We start from the raw sequence: 14,876 nt of genomic DNA, 5'->3' as shown, positions 1-14,876 counted from the left end.
GCAGACAACGGCGCGAAGCACCGGACTGGAAAAATGTTTCTTTCCGTATTCGATCTCTACAAGATCGGCATAGGCCCATCGAGTTCGCACACGATGGGGCCGATGAGCGCGGCCGGCCGCTTTCTCGACGAGATCGCCGGCGACGAGTGGCCGCGCCCGAGCGGTGTCGCCGTGGAAAGCCTTTCGGCCAGCCTGCACGGTTCGCTCGCCTTTACCGGCATCGGCCACGGCACCGACCGTGCGGTGATTCTGGGCCTGGCCGGCGAGAACCCGACCACGGTCGACCCCGATCAGATGGAGGCCATTCTGGCCACCGTGCGCGCGGACAAGACGGTCAGGCCGGCCGGCCATCCCGCCTACCGCTTCGATCCCGACGCAGACCTGGTGCTGGACAAGTCCACGCCACTGCCCGGCCACGCCAACGGCATGGCGTTTTGCGCGCATGACGGGCAGGGGCGGGTCCTGTTGCGGCGTGTCTATTATTCGATCGGCGGCGGCTTCGTGGTCTCGGAAGAGGAGATGCAGCGGCTGAAGGCGCGCGGCGCGGCGCCGGCGGGCCCGAGCGTTCCCTATCCCTTCGGCACCGCCCGGGAAATGCTCGACATGGCTGCAAAAAGCGGGTTGTCGATCGCCGAGATGAAACGGGTCAACGAACAGACCCGCCAGAGCGGCGAGGCGCTCGACGCCGGCCTCGAAGGCATCTGGGCGGCGATGCAGGCCTGTATCGAGCGCGGCCTGTCGAAGGACGGCATCATGCCGGGCGGGCTGAAGGTGCGCCGGCGCGCGCGCGTGCTGCACGACAGGCTGGAACAGGACTGGCGCGAGAACCGCCCCAATCCGCTGCTCGCCAACGACTGGCTAGCGGTGTTTGCGATGGCGGTCAACGAGGAAAACGCCGCCGGCGGGCGCGTTGTGACAGCGCCGACCAACGGGGCGGCCGGCGTGGTGCCGGCGGTGCTGCGCTACTGGCTGAAATTCCACGTCGACGCCGACGCGCGCGGCATCAAGGACTTTTTGCTGACCTCAGCCGCGATCGGCGGCATCATCAAGCACAACGCCTCGATCTCGGGCGCCGAGGTCGGCTGTCAGGGCGAGGTCGGATCGGCCTCGGCGATGGCCGCGGCCGGGCTGGCGGCGGTGATGGGCGGCACGCCCGAACAGGTGGAAAACGCCGCCGAGATCGCGCTCGAGCATCATCTGGGCATGACCTGCGACCCTGTCGGCGGCCTGGTCCAGGTGCCGTGCATCGAACGCAACGCGCTCGGCGCGGTCAAGGCGGTCACCGCCGCCTCGCTGGCGCTCAAGGGCGACGGGACGCATTTCGTGCCGCTCGACGTGGCGGTCGAAACCATGCGCCAGACCGGCCTCGACATGAACGAGCGCTACAAGGAAACCAGCCAGGGCGGGCTCGCGGTCAACGTGGTGGAGTGCTGAGGCCGGGCAGGGGCCGTTGTGGAGAACCGACGCTGCCGCTTGACCCGGGCCGGATCGGCGCTACACCCTTTCACGCATGGCACTTCACTTGGTCAAACTGTGTGTCGGCGCCGACAGCGTCGAGGATCTTCAGGGCTGGATCGAGGCCAGGCTCGACGCCATGCGCGGCGCCGGCGAGACCCCGGAACATTTCCACACCACCCGCATGATCCCCAAACGCCGCGACGAACTGCTCGACGGCGGGTCGCTCTATTGGGTGATCAAGGGCAACGTCCAGTGCCGGCAGCGCCTGACCGACATCAGGCCGTTTACCGACAAACAGGGCGTGTCGCGTTGCCGGCTGGTCTTCGATCCGCGGATCGTGCTGACCGAATGGCAACCCCGTCGCGCCTTCCAGGGCTGGCGCTACCTGCAGCCCAAGGACGCACCGCGCGACATCGACGACAGAAGCGGCGGCGGCTGGCAGACGCTGCCGCCGGAGCTGCGGCGCGAACTTGCCGAGCTCGGTCTGCTTTAGACTTCGTTCACCGCGCCCAAACAACACCCGCCCGCCTGGGTGAAAGAAGCCGCGCGCTTTACCAAAAATCGCACTTCTTGCTGTAGTGCAGCGGAAATGATTGATGCTGCCGGAAAAAAGAGTCAGTCTCGCCATTGGGTGGAGTGACAACGATGTTGTTGGCGGGGGTGAAGGGACATGCGACCGAGCGGCGCGATCGCGGCGCTCACGTTGTCGTGTGCGGCAACGAAAAGGGCGGCTCGGGCAAGTCGACGACGGCGATCCACATCGCCGTCGCGCTGCTGAAGTCCGGCTATTCGGTCGCCACCGTCGATCTCGACGGGCGCCAGCTTTCCCTGACGCGCTACGTGGAAAACCGGCGCCGCTGGGCACACAAGGCCCAAATCCCGCTCGCCGTTCCGCAGCATTTCCACGTGCCGCCGGCCCGGCACGACACGATCTCGGATGCCGAGAGCGAAGAATTCCGCAAGCTCGCCGGCGGGCTCGCCGATATCGAGAACGCCCACGATTTCGTGATCATCGACACGCCCGGTTCCGATACGTTCCTGAACCGGCTGGCGCATCGCATCGCCGACACGCTGGTGACGCCGATGAACGATTCCTTCATCGATTTCGACGTGCTCGCGCGCATCGATCCGGTGAGCTACGACATTCTGGAACTTTCGCAATATTCGGCCTCCGTGCGCGACGCACGGCGCGAGCGCCGGCAGACCGACAATGCGATCCTCGACTGGGTGGTGGTACGCAACCGCATGTCCTCCTTCACCTCGCGCAACGAGCAGAAGGTCGATTCGTGCCTAAGAAACCTGGCCGCCCGGCTCGGCTTCCGGCTCGCCGACGGGATTTCCGAACGCGTCATCTTCCGCGAGTTCTTTCCCATCGGGCTGACCGCGCTCGACGATTTCGACGAACACGTGCTGGGCACCAAGCCGACCCTGTCGCATCTGGCCGCGCGCCAGGAAATCCGGCTGCTTCTGTCCGCCCTGCGGCTGCCGACCAACGAGATGGGCCGCAAGCGGCTCGCCATGCGCCGCAAGCTGGCCGATTCCTCGAGCCGGCCGCTCGAACTGCCCGACATCTTCGCCAACTGACGGGCCGGCGCCGCGCCGGTTCCGACCGGATCGCCCACATCTTTGGCCCATCGACGGGCTTGCAAGTTCCCTCCGCACGCCACATTTTCCAAAAATGATGAACAAACGGGACAAACCGCTCGCGCGCAGGCAGGCCGACCGGCCGGCCGAACAGCGTTCCGACGCGGGGGCGGTGGACGCCTTCCTGCGCCAGGCCAAGGCGTTGCGGACCGTGTCGGGCCTGGCGCGCGGGCGGCTGGTGCTCGCCCTCGACGCCACGATGAGCCGCCAGCCGACCTGGGATCTGGCCTGCCGTCTTCAGGGCGAGATGTTCCAGGCGGCGGGGCAGTCGGGAAAATTGCGGGTCCAGCTGGTCTATTTTCGCGGTTTCGGCGAATGCCGCGCCTCGAAGTTTGTGCTCGATACCGACGAGCTGACCCGGCTGATGACCCGGATAGACTGCCGCGGCGGGCGTACCCAGATCGGCAAGGTGCTGTCGCACGCCCTCAAGGAGAACGAGCGCGAGAAGATCGACGCGCTGGTCTTCATCGGCGACGCGATGGAGGAAAATGTCGACGAACTCGCCGATCAGGCCGGCCGGCTCGGCCTGCGCGGCGTGCCGGTGTTCGTTTTCCAGGAGGGCCATGACGGTGCGGCCGAAGTGGCGTTGAAGGAAATCGCGCGGCTGTCGCGCGGCGCCTGGTTCCGGTTCGACCGCGCCGCCGCCGGCCGGCTGGCCGAACTGTTGTCGTCGATCGCCGTCTACGCCACCGGCGGCTTTGCCGCCCTGGAGGCGCGCGGCAGCGCCGGCGACCGCCTCCTCATCGAACATCTGGGCAAGAAACGGTAGCGGACGCGCGACATGACGGTGCTGTTTTACCTTGCGGCGATCCTGCTTGTCGCCGTACTGGCCGCGCTGGCGTTCCTGCGCGCCAATCCCGCCAGGCTGGCCGCCGGGCTGAATGTGGCCGGGCCCGTGTTTGTCGGGCTTGCCGGTCTCGGCCTGATGCTGGCGGGACGGGTCGGCCTGGCCGGGGTTTTGATGTCGATGGCGGCGGCCTGGTTTGTGTCCGGGCGCCGGCGCCGGCAGGCACGCCCGTCGCGGGGGCGGGTATCGACCGTGCGCACGGCGGCGCTGGAAATGGAATTGGACCACGATTCCGGCGCCCTCGAAGGCGCCGTGCTCGCCGGCCGGCACGAGGGGCGCACGCTCGGCGGCATGGATCGCGACGAGCTTCTCGAGCTTCGCGACGCGCTCGGCGGCGACGCGGAAAGCCTGCAGCTATTGGAAACCTATCTTGACGGCCGATTTGCCGGTTGGCGTGAAGGCCTTGACGGTGACGCGCACGGGCGGGAGCGAGCCTCTCCAAGCACGGGCCCCATGACAAAGGAGGAGGCCTACGAGATCCTTGGTCTTGAAGCGGGGGCCGGTGCGGCGGATATCCGCGAAGCGCATCGCCGCCTGATGCAGCGTGTGCACCCCGACCTCGGCGGCTCGTCCTTTCTGGCCGCCCGGATCAACGAAGCTCGCGATGTCCTGCTGAATGGTCATGACTGAAGTCTCCGTCGACTAAAAACCTGCCCGGGAGAGGGTCGGGAAATTCCGGATGCGGATGCCGCCTATTGCTGGGCGGCGTAGCACTCGATCTTCTTGCGTTTCAGCGCCTTGCAGGCGTTCCACGCAGCCGTCTTGGTGGTGAACCCGCCGAAACGGGCGCGATGATAGATGGTGCCTTCATGTTCGAACGGAACCGTGAAGGGCGAGGCGTCCGACAGGATGTTGCCGGCCGCGGCCCGCGTCTGTGACAGGGCGACCAGCGCGTCCTTCTGGTTGGGCGAGGAGGCAACCTGCACCACCCATCCCGAAACGGCGGTGGACGACGTCTTGACCGGGTCCACCCGGGCGGCGACGGAATTGCGGATCTCCGTGGCCACATCGCCGCCACCGCCGGGCACAGGCGCCCCCGGCCGCGGCGCGGGTTCGGGCGCATAGGCCGCGACGACGACCTCCTGCGGGCGCGCCTTCGGCGTGGGAATGTTTGCCTTGGGCAGAGCAACCATGCCGGCAACGGCGATCGAGCCGGGGTTGATGGTGCGCTTGGCCACCAGCGGACCGCGGTCGCGCGTCGAGGCCTTGGGCAGATATTTCTTGATCAGCTCGGCCATGTGGGCGTCGCGGGTGCGGCCGGACCGGCCGCCCATGACCACGGCCACGACGCTGCGCCCGCCGGTTTTGACCGACGAGACCAGATTGAAGCCGGAAGCGCGCGTATAGCCGGTCTTGATGCCGTCGACACCCTTCACGCGGCCGAGCAGCTTGTTGTGGTTGCGCATCCGGCGCTTGCCGAACTTGAACGAGCGCGTCGAAAAGTACCCGTAATATTTCGGGAAATGCTCGCGCAGCGCGATGCCCAGAACGGCCATGTCGCGCGCCGTGGTCTTCTGGGCCGAGTTCGGCAGGCCGGAGGCGTTGCGGAACGTGGTCTTCGTCATGCCGAGCTGGCGCGCCTTGGCCGTCATCTTGCGCGCGAAGCCGGATTCGGTGCCGCCGAAATATTCGGCCAGTGCCGCGGAGGCGTCGTTGGCCGACTTCGTGACCAGCGCGTAGATCGCTGTTTCCAGCGAGATCGAGCCGCCGGCGCGCACGCCGAGCTTGGTGGGCGGACGCGCGGCGGCATGTTTGGAAAACGGAATCCGCGTGCTCTTGTTGACCTTGCCGGCCTCCATCGCCTCGAACACCATGTAGAGCGTCATCATCTTGGTGAGGGAAGCGGGATAACGCGGCGCGTCGGCATTGGATTCGTGCAGCGTCTTGCCGGTATTGGCGTCGACGACGATCGCCGCATATTTCGACGCGTGCGCCGGCGCCAGGGCGAACACTGCCAGCGCGACCAACGTTGCTGAAACCGTCCGGACCGCGGACCGGACCCTCGATGAACCAAATACGCTCACGCTTGCCACCTTCAAAAACCTTCCGGTGTGTGTGTTGCGGGCCGCGAACCAGCCGGACGCCGCGACGCCATTTCCCCCAAGCTAGAAGCCACGCCGTTACCATTCCGTTTATGGTAACCGAGTTCTTCACCATTTCCCTGGCATTCGCCTCTCATTCGAACGGCCGCGCCGGCGGCAGGCCTTGGAAACGCCGCCACCCGCGGCCGGCCCCCTGATTGCGTCGGCAGGGGTTTTCCCGCGCTGCGCAGCGGCAAGCGTGTCGATGGCAGCACGGCGCAATCTTGACATTTGCTGCAGTGCAAACTAGTTTGCTGCATCGCACATAGGTGCATGCAGCCTCCTCCAACACGCCGGGAAAACACCATGATGCAGTCGTTCGAAGACACCAACAAGCTTGGCAAGGAATATATCGACAGCGGCCTGCAGAGCGCCGCCGCGCTGTCGAAGGGGTTTCAGGCCATCGCCGTCGAAACCACCGAATTCTCCAAAAAATCCTTCGACACGGCGACCGCCGCCATCGAAAAGCTGGCCGCCGCCAAATCGCTCGACACCGCGATCCAGGTGCAGAGCGACTACGCCAAGCAGGCCTACGAGGCCTTCGTCGCCGAGGCCACCAAGCTGAGCGATCTTTATGCCGACCTGGCCAAGGACGCCTACAAGCCGTTCGAATCGGTCGTGTCCAAAACCGTCTGACGCGCGTCCCGTCGCGCCCGACGAGAGATTGCCCGCATTTTTTGCGGGCTCCGCAGAAGCCCGGTCGCGCAAAGGCGGCCGGGTTTTTTCGTTTCGCGGTCATGATCGGTCAATCGTGACCGGATTTCGCCCCGCCAACGCCAACGCTCATATTGTCAGCGCCCGAGAAGGCCTTAAAATCGGCATAGGATTGACTACATAGGTCGTTCTGTCCCGCGAACGAGATGAGGGCTTCCAAGACTTGACGACAGGTAAGGCAGCCATGGGAGACCAGGCCGTAAGAATGCAGGGCGACGACGGCGATCGGGGCACCCCCGGGCGGGGGACCACGGTTATCACGCGTACCAAGCCCAAGACGAAGAAGCCGAGCCTTTATCGGGTGCTCATCCTCAACGATGACTACACCCCGATGGAGTTCGTCGTGCACGTCCTGGAGCGTTTTTTTCAGAAGGATCGTGAAGCCGCCACACGCATCATGCTTCATGTTCACAACCACGGCGTGGGCGAATGTGGCATATTCACCTTCGAGGTGGCGGAAACGAAGGTATCCCAGGTGATGGATTTTGCCCGCCAGCACCAGCATCCGCTACAATGCGTGATGGAAAAGAAGTGAGGTTCTAATGCCGGCTTTCTCGCAAGGCCTCGAACGGGCGCTGCACCAGGCGCTGACCTACGCCAACGAGCGGCATCACGAGTATGCCACGCTCGAACATCTGCTGCTGTCTCTGATCGACGATCCGGACGCGGCCGCGGTGATGCGCGCTTGCAATGTCGATCTCGACGAATTGAAGCAGACCGTGCTCGGCTATATCGACACCGAGCTCGATAATCTGGTGACCGGCTACGGCGAGGATTCCAAGCCGACCGCCGGCTTCCAGCGCGTCATCCAGCGCGCCGTCATCCACGTCCAGTCCTCCGGGCGCGAGGAAGTGTCGGGCGCCAACGTGCTGGTCGCGATCTTCGCCGAGCGCGAAAGCCACGCGGCCTATTTCCTGCAGGAACAGCAGATGACGCGCTACGACGCCGTCAACTACATCTCGCACGGCATCGCCAAACGTCCCGGCGCCACCGAAACGCGCTCGCCGCGCGGCGCCGAGGAAGAGCAGGGCCATAGCGGCGGCGAGGCCGAGGAGGGCGGCAAGAAGAAACAGCAACAGCAGGACGCGCTCACCGCCTATTGCATCAATCTCAATGAGAAGGCCCAGGCCGGCAAGATCGACCCGCTGATCGGCCGCGAAAGCGAGATCAACCGCACGATCCAGGTGCTGTGCCGCCGCTCCAAGAACAACCCGCTCTATGTCGGCGACCCGGGCGTCGGCAAGACGGCGATCGCCGAAGGCCTGGCCAAGCGCATCGTCGAGGGCGACGTGCCGAACGTGCTCGCCGAATCGACCATCTTCGCGCTCGACATGGGCACGCTGCTGGCGGGAACCCGCTATCGCGGCGATTTCGAGGAGCGGCTGAAGCAGGTCGTCAAGGAGCTGGAGGAGTTTCCCGGCGCGATCCTGTTCATCGACGAGATCCACACCGTAATAGGCGCCGGCGCCACCTCCGGCGGGGCGATGGATGCCTCCAATCTGCTGAAGCCGGCGTTGTCGTCGGGCACGATCCGCTGCATCGGCTCGACCACCTACAAGGAGTTCCGCCAGTTCTTCGAAAAGGACCGCGCCCTGGTGCGCCGGTTCCAGAAGATCGACGTCAACGAACCGACCGTCGACGATGCGATCGAGATCATGAAGGGGCTGAAGCCCTATTTCGAGGAATTCCACAAGGTCAAATACACCAACGAGGCCATCAAGGCCGCGGTGGAACTGTCGGCGCGCTACATCAACGACCGCAAATTGCCCGACAAGGCGATCGACGTGGTCGACGAGACCGGCGCCTCGCAAATGCTTCTGCCGGAGACCAAGCGCAAGAAGACGATCTCGATCAAGGAAATCGAATCGACCATCGCCACCATGGCGCGCATCCCGCCGAAGACGGTTTCGGCCGACGACGAGAAGGTTCTGGCCGGCCTGGAGGCCGAGCTCAAGAGCGTCGTCTACGGCCAGGACCGCGCCATCGAGGCGCTGGCGTCGTCCATCAAGCTGGCGCGCGCCGGCCTGCGCGAGCCGGAAAAGCCGATCGGGGCCTATCTGTTCTCCGGCCCGACCGGCGTCGGCAAGACCGAGGTCGCCCGCCAGATCGCGTCCTCGCTCGGCGTCGAGCTGCTGCGCTTCGACATGTCGGAATATATGGAGCGTCACACGGTCTCGCGGCTGATCGGCGCGCCGCCCGGCTATGTCGGCTTCGACCAGGGCGGACTGTTGACCGACGGCATCGACCAGCATCCGCACTGCGTGCTTTTGCTCGACGAGATCGAGAAGGCGCATCCCGATCTGTTCAACATCCTGTTGCAGGTGATGGATCACGGCAAACTGACCGACCACAACGGCAAGCAGATCGATTTCCGCAACGTGATCCTGATCATGACCACCAATGCGGGCGCGGCCGACCTGGCCAAGCCGGCGATCGGCTTCGGGTCGTCCAAGCGCGACAGCGACGACATGGAGGCCATCAACCGCATGTTCACGCCGGAATTCCGCAACCGGCTCGACGCGGTGATCCCGTTCGGCTCGCTGCCGGTGCCGGTGATCCACAAGGTGGTGCAGAAATTCGTCATGCAGCTCGAGGCCCAGCTTTCCGAACGCGGCGTCACCTTCGACCTGTCGCAGGACGCGATCGCCTGGCTGGCCGACAAGGGATATGACGAGCGCATGGGGGCGCGCCCGCTGGCGCGCGTCATCCAGGACAACATCAAAAAACCGCTCGCCGAGGAGGTCCTGTTCGGCAAGCTCAAGAAGGGCGGCACGGTCCGCGTCAGCGTCGAGACCAAGGAGGACGGCGAGACCGGCCTGAAACTCGACGCGATCGCCGACACCGTGCCGGTGAAGCCGAAGAAGGAAGTGCCGGCCAAGCGCAAGCCGGCCAAGAAGCCGCGCGCCCGGCCGGCGGCGAAAAAGACCAAGCCGGCAGCCGCGCCCAAGGGCAAGGACAAGGAGCCGCCCAAGCGCAGCCTCGTGCCGCAAATGCCGCGCAAGAGCTGATCCGGCGGCCGGCACGCAGGCGATGAACCGGCTGCGCGACCGTCTGGCCGAGAATGCCCGCGGCGAAATCGGGCAGGCGAGCGCCGTCGCCCGGGAGGTTCTGGACTGTCCCGGGCAACTCGATGCGCTGGTCGCGCTTCTGGCCGACGACGATGCAACCGTGGTCGCCCACGCCGCACACGCGGCCATGCAGGTCGCGCTAGACCGGCCCGACCTGTTCCAAGGCCGGGCCGCACACCTGATCAGTCTTCTGGCGCGCCCGGGCCCTTGGGAACGCGGCGAACAGCTCCCCAAAATCCTCGCCCGGCTCGACCTCGAGAAGGGCGAAGCCTCCCGGCTGGCGAAGATCCTTCTCGGCAAGCTGGACGAACGTTCGACCATCGCCGCCGCCTCTGCCCTGTCGGCGCTGGTGGAGCTGGCTTGTACCGGCCGGATCGAGCCCGCCGTGGCGCGCCGCGCCCACAGCCGCGCGCTGGCTTCGCCGCGCAAGGCGCTCGCCGCCCGCGCGCGCCGTCTCGCCCAAAAGGTGCGCGACCTTGGCTGAGGCCGCGCACGCGCACATCGCCGGCACGCGCCCGGCGCAAAAGCGATGAGCCGCGCCGATCCGCCGACGACCAAGGTCGACAATGCCGGTCCGTGGCGCTGGTTCCTGCGCGGCGTTGCGGCGTCGTTTTCGATCCCGGGCCTGATCCTGGCCAGTGCCTTTGTCGGCTTCGCCGGCCTGGCGCGCGAAGCCGGCCTGACCATGGCCGAGACCGTGTTCATGGTCGGCATCGTGTGGGCGCTGCCGGCCAAGGTGGTGCTGGTCGGCGCGATCCTGTCCAACACCACGCTTCTCGCCGCCGCCTTCGCGGTCGCGCTCTCCTCGGTGCGGCTAATGCCGATGGTGGTCGCGATCGTGCCGGAAATGCGCGCGCCGACGACACGCAAATGGGTGCTCTACGCTTTGTCGCATTTCGTCGCCGTCACCTCCTGGGTGGTGGCGCTTGAGCGTTTTCCGACCGTGCCCCGGCACCGGCGCACGGTTTTCTATGCCGGGCTGGGCGCAACGCTGGTGGTTCTCAACATGGTCGTGGTCGCGGTCGTGTTCAGCCTGGCGCAGAACCTGCCACCGATCGTCGGCGCGGCGCTGTTTTTGCTGACCCCGATCTATTTTCTGACCTCGCTGTGGGGATCGGCGCGCGAGCGCGCCGGCCATCTCGCCATGGTGTTCGGGCTCGCGCTGGGACCGGTCTTCCATCTCGTCGCGCCGGGCGTCGACCTCTTGGCGGCGGGCCTGCTCGGCGGCCTGATGGCCTATGGCTGGCACCGCTTCGCCAGCCGGAGGGCGCGCGAATGAGTTTCGCCGCGATCGACACCTGGTGGTGGCCCTATCTGTTCATCCTGCTTGCCGGCTGGCTGGCGACGGATTGCTGGCGTTATCTCGGCGTCTATCTCGGCGACCGTCTGTCGGAGGACGCCGACATTCTGGTCTTCATCAGGGCAGTGGCGACCGCGCTGGTGGCGGCCGTGATCGCCAATCTGATCATCTTTCCGGCCGGCGCGCTCGCCGCCACGCCGCTCGCCCTGCGCATCGCCGCCGCCATAGCCAGCTTCGTGGCCTATCTCGCCGCCGGCAAGCGCGTCTTCGTCGGCATTCTGGCCGGCGAGGCGGCGCTCTTGGGCGGGCTTTTCCTGCTGGGCTGACTTTTTGCGGCTTCCCGCAAGACTCAGAGCGCGGCCAGCGCTGTCCTGATCTTTTCGGCCTGCTCGGCCAGGACAGCCTGGTCGGCCATCTCGCCGGTATGGGGACGAAGCTTCACCCCCTCGAAACGCGGAATGACGTGCACGTGCAGATGAAAAACGACCTGGCCGCCGGCCGGCTCGTTGAACTGCTGGATTGTCACACCGTCGGCCGAAAACGCCCTGGTGACGGCCCTGGCCAGAAGCTGGGCCGTGGCCATCACCGCGGCCAGGTCGGTCGCCTCGACGTCGAGAATGGTGCGCGACGGCTTTTTCGGGATCACCAGGCAATGGCCGTCGCCGCGCGGCATGATATCCATGAAGGCCAGCGTGTGCTCATCCTCGTAGAGCCTGTGGGCGGGCAATTCGCCGCGCAGGATCTTGGCAAACACATTGTCGGCGTCGTAGGCGGGCTGGCTCATCTGATCCTCGTCGTGTGACCGCTATCGCGGCCATGTTTCGGCGCTAGTTTCACCGTCGTCAACCGGGCAGGGCCCGAATCGCGGAGCCGTCGATGACCTATTTTTACCTCGCCGCCGCCATCATGTTCGAGGTCGTGGCAACCACCGCGCTCAAACAGACGGACGGCTTCACCAAATTGTGGCCGTCGCTGGTCACGGTCGGCGGCTACGCGCTCGCCTTCTATTTCCTGTCGCTGCCGCTGCGGGTGCTGCCGGTCGGCGTCATCTACGCGGTCTGGTCGGGTGTCGGCATCGTGTTCATCACCGCGATCGGCTGGCTGTGGTTTCGCCAGACGCTCGATCTTGCCGCCATCATCGGCATCTTGTTGATCGTCGCCGGCGTGCTGGTGCTCAACCTGTTTTCCAAGACACTCGCCCACTGAGCCCGCCGCCGTCAGCTCTTCTTGAACGGGGCGTGCTCCTCGAAATAGGCCCCGACGCGGGCGACATCGGCGCGCTCGTGGTCGAGATAGTCGGCAACCGCGCGCCTGAGCCCCGGATGGGCGATGAAGTGCGCGGAATGGGTGGTCACCGGCACGTAGCCGCGCGCCAGCTTGTGCGGTCCCTGCGCGCCGGCCTCCACCACTTTCAGCCCGCGTTCAATGGCATACGCGATCGCCTGGTAATAACAGACCTCGAAATGCAGGAACGGGTGGTCCTCGACGCAGCCCCAGTGCCGGCCGAACAGCGTGTCGCCGCCGATGAAATTGATCGCGCCGGCGATATAGCGTCCGTCGCGCCGCGCCATGATCAGCAAAATGTCGTTCGCCATACGCTCGCCGATCAGCGAAAAGAAGCGGCGGGTCAGATAGGGCCGGCCCCATTTGCGCCCGCCAGTGTCGATGTAGAAGCGAAAAAAATCGTCCCAGACCGCTTCCGTCAGGTCGCGGCCGCTCAGCCACTCGATCGCGATTCCGGGCTCGAGCGCGTCGCGGCGTTCCTTGCGGATCGCCTTGCGCTTGCGCGAGGCGAGCGAGGCGAGAAAATCGTCGAAGGAACCGTAACCGTCGTTGCGGAAATGAAACTGCTGGTCGGTGCGGCGCAGGAACCCGGCCTGTTCGAGGGCGTCGGCTTCGGCCGCCGGCGCGAAGGTGACATGGGCCGACGACACGCCGAGCCGCTCGGTTAGCGTTTTCAACCCGGTCGCGAGCGCGCCGTGCACCGCGGCGGGACCGTCGCCGCGCCGGGCAAGCAGGCGCGGGCCGGTGGCCGGCGTGAACGGCACCGAGACCTGGAGTTTGGGATAATAGGCGCCGCCGGCGCGTTCGAACGCATCGGCCCAGCCGTGGTCGAAGACATATTCGCCCTGGCTGTGCGACTTCAAGAAACACGGGATGGCGCCGAGGAGGACGCCGCCCGGTCCTTCGAGCCGCAGGTGCTGGGGCTGCCATCCGGTCTCCCTCACGGCGCAGCCCGCCTCTTCCAGCGAACTTAGAAACCCGTGCGAAACAAAGGGATTGTAGGGCGTCGTGTCATCGCTGCTGCAGGTGCCGGCAAGGCTCCGCCACTCGCTCTCGCCGAACTGGCTGAACGAGGGCACGACGCGAAGGACGAAATCGTCCGCTTCTGGAGAGCCATTGCATGCGGGGTCTGTCACCATCATGCCAAGATATGGCGCCCGGTCCGGCTTGCAAGGCAAAACCCGGCGGCCTGTCTCAGGCGGGATCGGGGATCGGCTCGAAGCCCTCGAACGTCATCTGGTCGGCAAAGGCGACGGTGCGGGCGATGTCGTCCGGGGTGCGCACCGTCCAGGTGATGACCGGCATGGCGAGCCGGTCGCGCACGAAGGCGACGAACGGGTTGGGCAGATCGGAAACCCCGTAGGACACGAAATCGATGTCGTGGGCGAGCATGGAAAAGTGCTTTTCCAGTTCCTCCGTCTGCGTGCCCATGGCGGTCAACCCGGCGGGAACGCCCGGCGCGTCTGTCGAAAAGCGCCGCACCAGCCAGGGGTCGAAGGACATGATCGCCGCCCGGCCGGAATAGGCGGCGAGATCGCGGCCCACGGCGCGCACCAGCCCCGCATCGGCGCCCTCGGCCCCTTTCAGCTCGATCACCAGCGGCACCCGGCCGGCGACGCAGGCGAGCGCCTGGGAAAGCGAGGGCACGCAGGCGTCGGTTTCCCCGACGCGCATGGCGCCCAGTTCGGCGGCCATATGGTCTTGCACAAGCCCCGGCCGGCCGGTGAGGCGCTCCAGTTCGGCATCGTGAAAGACCACCGCGACCCCGTCGGCGGCAAGCCTGACGTCGCATTCGATCGCGTACCCCTTGGCGCAGGCCGCCTCGAAGGCGGGCAAGGTGTTTTCCCAGCAACGCCGGTTGAGGTCGTGCAGGCCGCGATGCGCGATCGGGCGCGCGGTCAGCCACGACAGGTCGTGCCTGGCCGGGTCAACCAAGTTCGAACATCGCCTCGATCTCGACCGGCGCGTTGAGCGGCAGGACCGCGGTGCCGACGGCGGCGCGCGCATGCCGGCCGCGCTCGCCCAGCACGTCGGCCAGCAGGTCGGAGGCACCGTTGGCGACCAGATGCTGTTCGGTGAAGTCCGGCGTCGAGGCGACGAAGACGGTGATCTTGACCAGGCGGACGATGTTTTCCAGATCGCCGGCGGCCGCCTTGGCCTGGGCGAGCAGGTTCAAGGCGCATTGGCGCGCGGCGTCCTGGCCCTGTTCCCGGGTCAGCTCGCGACCGAGCAACCCGGTTGCGACCAGCTTGCCGTCCTTGAGCGGCAATTGTCCGGAGGTCATCAAGAGCGTGCCGGTCCGCACGAAAGGCAGATAGTTGCCGGCCGCGGCCGCCGCGGCCGGCAGGTCGTGGCCCAGTTCGGCCAGGCGCTGTTCGGCTGTCATGATCGTGCGGCTCCCCTCTCTCGTGGCTGTTCGCGCCGGCGTCTGCATCGTGCCGGTGCGGCCACAGTGTAATTTGCTCTGGCTTCCGCCAAGC

At 66.1% G+C, this 14,876-nt stretch carries 17 protein-coding genes; 12 read left to right on the top strand and 5 right to left on the bottom strand.

Going from position 1 to position 14,876, the window contains the following annotated elements; genetic code table 11:
- Window positions 1-33: 33 nt before the first annotated feature.
- The 5 genes from C7T96_RS01670 to C7T96_RS01650 all read left to right on the top strand — a co-directional run bounded on the left by C7T96_RS01670 (window position 34) and on the right by C7T96_RS01650 (window position 4,579).
- Window positions 34-1,434, top strand: coding sequence for an L-serine ammonia-lyase (locus C7T96_RS01670; RefSeq protein WP_106569424.1), 1,401 nt, complete (start codon window positions 34-36; stop codon window positions 1,432-1,434).
- Window positions 1,435-1,510: 76 nt separating this feature from the next.
- Window positions 1,511-1,951, top strand: coding sequence for a DUF1489 family protein (locus C7T96_RS01665; protein ID WP_106569423.1), 441 nt, complete (start codon window positions 1,511-1,513; stop codon window positions 1,949-1,951).
- 152 nt (window positions 1,952-2,103) lie between these two features.
- A complete protein-coding gene (locus C7T96_RS01660) occupies window positions 2,104-3,042 on the top strand; it encodes a division plane positioning ATPase MipZ (RefSeq protein ID WP_106569422.1) in 939 nt (312 codons plus the stop codon).
- Window positions 3,043-3,139: 97 nt separating this feature from the next.
- Window positions 3,140-3,871 (top strand): hypothetical protein, encoded by a 732-nt coding sequence (locus tag C7T96_RS01655; RefSeq protein ID WP_106569951.1) that lies wholly within the window; start codon window positions 3,140-3,142, stop codon window positions 3,869-3,871.
- A gap of 12 nt (window positions 3,872-3,883) precedes the next feature.
- A complete protein-coding gene (locus C7T96_RS01650; RefSeq protein WP_106569421.1) occupies window positions 3,884-4,579 on the top strand; it encodes a DnaJ domain-containing protein in 696 nt (231 codons plus the stop codon).
- A gap of 62 nt (window positions 4,580-4,641) precedes the next feature.
- Here C7T96_RS01650 and C7T96_RS01645 read toward each other — a convergent pair whose 3' ends face one another.
- Window positions 4,642-5,916 carry a D-alanyl-D-alanine carboxypeptidase family protein gene (locus tag C7T96_RS01645; protein ID WP_238719821.1) on the bottom strand — a complete coding sequence of 425 codons (1,275 nt, stop codon included), beginning with the start codon at window positions 5,914-5,916 and terminating at the stop codon, window positions 4,642-4,644.
- 420 nt (window positions 5,917-6,336) lie between these two features.
- On the opposite strand from C7T96_RS01645, the gene C7T96_RS01640 reads away from it, so the two are divergent.
- The 6 genes from C7T96_RS01640 (at window position 6,337) to C7T96_RS01615 (ending at window position 11,438) form a co-directional block, all read left to right on the top strand.
- Window positions 6,337-6,666: a phasin family protein gene (locus C7T96_RS01640; RefSeq protein WP_106569420.1), complete on the top strand. Its 330-nt coding sequence runs from the start codon at window positions 6,337-6,339 to the stop codon at window positions 6,664-6,666.
- A 262-nt stretch (window positions 6,667-6,928) separates the two neighbouring features.
- Complete coding sequence (gene clpS, locus C7T96_RS01635; RefSeq protein WP_106569419.1) at window positions 6,929-7,279, top strand: ATP-dependent Clp protease adapter ClpS; 351 nt, start codon at window positions 6,929-6,931, stop codon at window positions 7,277-7,279.
- Between the two features lie 7 nt (window positions 7,280-7,286).
- The gene (gene clpA, locus C7T96_RS01630) at window positions 7,287-9,752 is read left to right on the top strand and encodes an ATP-dependent Clp protease ATP-binding subunit ClpA (RefSeq protein ID WP_106569418.1); all 2,466 of its coding nucleotides are present in this window, start codon (window positions 7,287-7,289) and stop codon (window positions 9,750-9,752) included.
- Between the two features lie 22 nt (window positions 9,753-9,774).
- The gene (locus C7T96_RS01625) at window positions 9,775-10,296 is read left to right on the top strand and encodes a hypothetical protein (RefSeq protein ID WP_106569417.1); all 522 of its coding nucleotides are present in this window, start codon (window positions 9,775-9,777) and stop codon (window positions 10,294-10,296) included.
- A gap of 45 nt (window positions 10,297-10,341) precedes the next feature.
- Window positions 10,342-11,091, top strand: coding sequence for an AzlC family ABC transporter permease (locus C7T96_RS01620; protein ID WP_106569416.1), 750 nt, complete (start codon window positions 10,342-10,344; stop codon window positions 11,089-11,091).
- Window positions 11,088-11,438 carry an AzlD domain-containing protein gene (locus C7T96_RS01615; protein WP_106569415.1) on the top strand — a complete coding sequence of 117 codons (351 nt, stop codon included), beginning with the start codon at window positions 11,088-11,090 and terminating at the stop codon, window positions 11,436-11,438. The genes C7T96_RS01620 and C7T96_RS01615 overlap by 4 nt, the downstream gene beginning before the upstream one ends.
- 23 nt (window positions 11,439-11,461) lie before the next feature.
- Here the strand turns inward: C7T96_RS01615 and C7T96_RS01610 are convergent, their stop codons facing one another.
- The gene (locus C7T96_RS01610) at window positions 11,462-11,896 is read right to left on the bottom strand and encodes an HIT family protein (protein ID WP_106569414.1); all 435 of its coding nucleotides are present in this window, start codon (window positions 11,894-11,896) and stop codon (window positions 11,462-11,464) included.
- A gap of 92 nt (window positions 11,897-11,988) precedes the next feature.
- On the opposite strand from C7T96_RS01610, the gene C7T96_RS01605 reads away from it, so the two are divergent.
- On the top strand, window positions 11,989-12,318 hold the full coding sequence (locus C7T96_RS01605; RefSeq protein ID WP_106569413.1) for a multidrug efflux SMR transporter: 330 nt from the start codon (window positions 11,989-11,991) through the stop codon (window positions 12,316-12,318).
- An 11-nt stretch (window positions 12,319-12,329) separates the two neighbouring features.
- Here C7T96_RS01605 and C7T96_RS01600 read toward each other — a convergent pair whose 3' ends face one another.
- From C7T96_RS01600 to C7T96_RS01590, 3 genes are read right to left on the bottom strand one after another with little or no spacing between them, the layout of a single operon-like run.
- Window positions 12,330-13,532 (bottom strand): GNAT family N-acetyltransferase, encoded by a 1,203-nt coding sequence (locus tag C7T96_RS01600; RefSeq protein WP_245414052.1) that lies wholly within the window; start codon window positions 13,530-13,532, stop codon window positions 12,330-12,332.
- Between the two features lie 58 nt (window positions 13,533-13,590).
- The gene (locus C7T96_RS01595; protein ID WP_245414036.1) at window positions 13,591-14,331 is read right to left on the bottom strand and encodes a glycerophosphodiester phosphodiesterase; all 741 of its coding nucleotides are present in this window, start codon (window positions 14,329-14,331) and stop codon (window positions 13,591-13,593) included.
- Window positions 14,324-14,782 (bottom strand): RidA family protein, encoded by a 459-nt coding sequence (locus tag C7T96_RS01590; RefSeq protein ID WP_106569411.1) that lies wholly within the window; start codon window positions 14,780-14,782, stop codon window positions 14,324-14,326. The genes C7T96_RS01595 and C7T96_RS01590 overlap by 8 nt, the downstream gene beginning before the upstream one ends.
- Window positions 14,783-14,876: the final 94 nt, after the last annotated feature.

Source organism: Nitratireductor sp. StC3 (assembly GCF_003015025.1).
Classification (GTDB): domain Bacteria; phylum Pseudomonadota; class Alphaproteobacteria; order Rhizobiales; family Rhizobiaceae; genus Mangrovimarina; species Mangrovimarina alexandrii.
The sequence above is the reverse complement of the archived record's forward strand: the minus strand, read 5'-3'. Positions and strand labels throughout refer to the sequence as shown.

Excerpts from the sequence above, each read along its gene's own strand:
- C7T96_RS01670 (WP_106569424.1), top strand. The coding sequence starts at position 34 with ATGTTTCTTTCCGTATTCGATCTCTACAAGATCGGCATAGGCCCATCG.
- C7T96_RS01665 (WP_106569423.1), top strand. The coding sequence starts at position 1,511 with ATGGCACTTCACTTGGTCAAACTGTGTGTCGGCGCCGACAGCGTCGAG.
- C7T96_RS01660 (WP_106569422.1), top strand. The coding sequence starts at position 2,104 with ATGTTGTTGGCGGGGGTGAAGGGACATGCGACCGAGCGGCGCGATCGC.
- C7T96_RS01655 (WP_106569951.1), top strand. The coding sequence starts at position 3,140 with ATGAACAAACGGGACAAACCGCTCGCGCGCAGGCAGGCCGACCGGCCG.
- C7T96_RS01650 (WP_106569421.1), top strand. The coding sequence starts at position 3,884 with ATGACGGTGCTGTTTTACCTTGCGGCGATCCTGCTTGTCGCCGTACTG.
- C7T96_RS01640 (WP_106569420.1), top strand. The coding sequence starts at position 6,337 with ATGATGCAGTCGTTCGAAGACACCAACAAGCTTGGCAAGGAATATATC.
- clpS (WP_106569419.1), top strand. The coding sequence starts at position 6,929 with ATGGGAGACCAGGCCGTAAGAATGCAGGGCGACGACGGCGATCGGGGC.
- clpA (WP_106569418.1), top strand. The coding sequence starts at position 7,287 with ATGCCGGCTTTCTCGCAAGGCCTCGAACGGGCGCTGCACCAGGCGCTG.
- C7T96_RS01625 (WP_106569417.1), top strand. The coding sequence starts at position 9,775 with ATGAACCGGCTGCGCGACCGTCTGGCCGAGAATGCCCGCGGCGAAATC.
- C7T96_RS01620 (WP_106569416.1), top strand. The coding sequence starts at position 10,342 with ATGAGCCGCGCCGATCCGCCGACGACCAAGGTCGACAATGCCGGTCCG.
- C7T96_RS01615 (WP_106569415.1), top strand. The coding sequence starts at position 11,088 with ATGAGTTTCGCCGCGATCGACACCTGGTGGTGGCCCTATCTGTTCATC.
- C7T96_RS01610 (WP_106569414.1), bottom strand. The coding sequence starts at position 11,896 with ATGAGCCAGCCCGCCTACGACGCCGACAATGTGTTTGCCAAGATCCTG.
- C7T96_RS01605 (WP_106569413.1), top strand. The coding sequence starts at position 11,989 with ATGACCTATTTTTACCTCGCCGCCGCCATCATGTTCGAGGTCGTGGCA.
- C7T96_RS01590 (WP_106569411.1), bottom strand. The coding sequence starts at position 14,782 with ATGACAGCCGAACAGCGCCTGGCCGAACTGGGCCACGACCTGCCGGCC.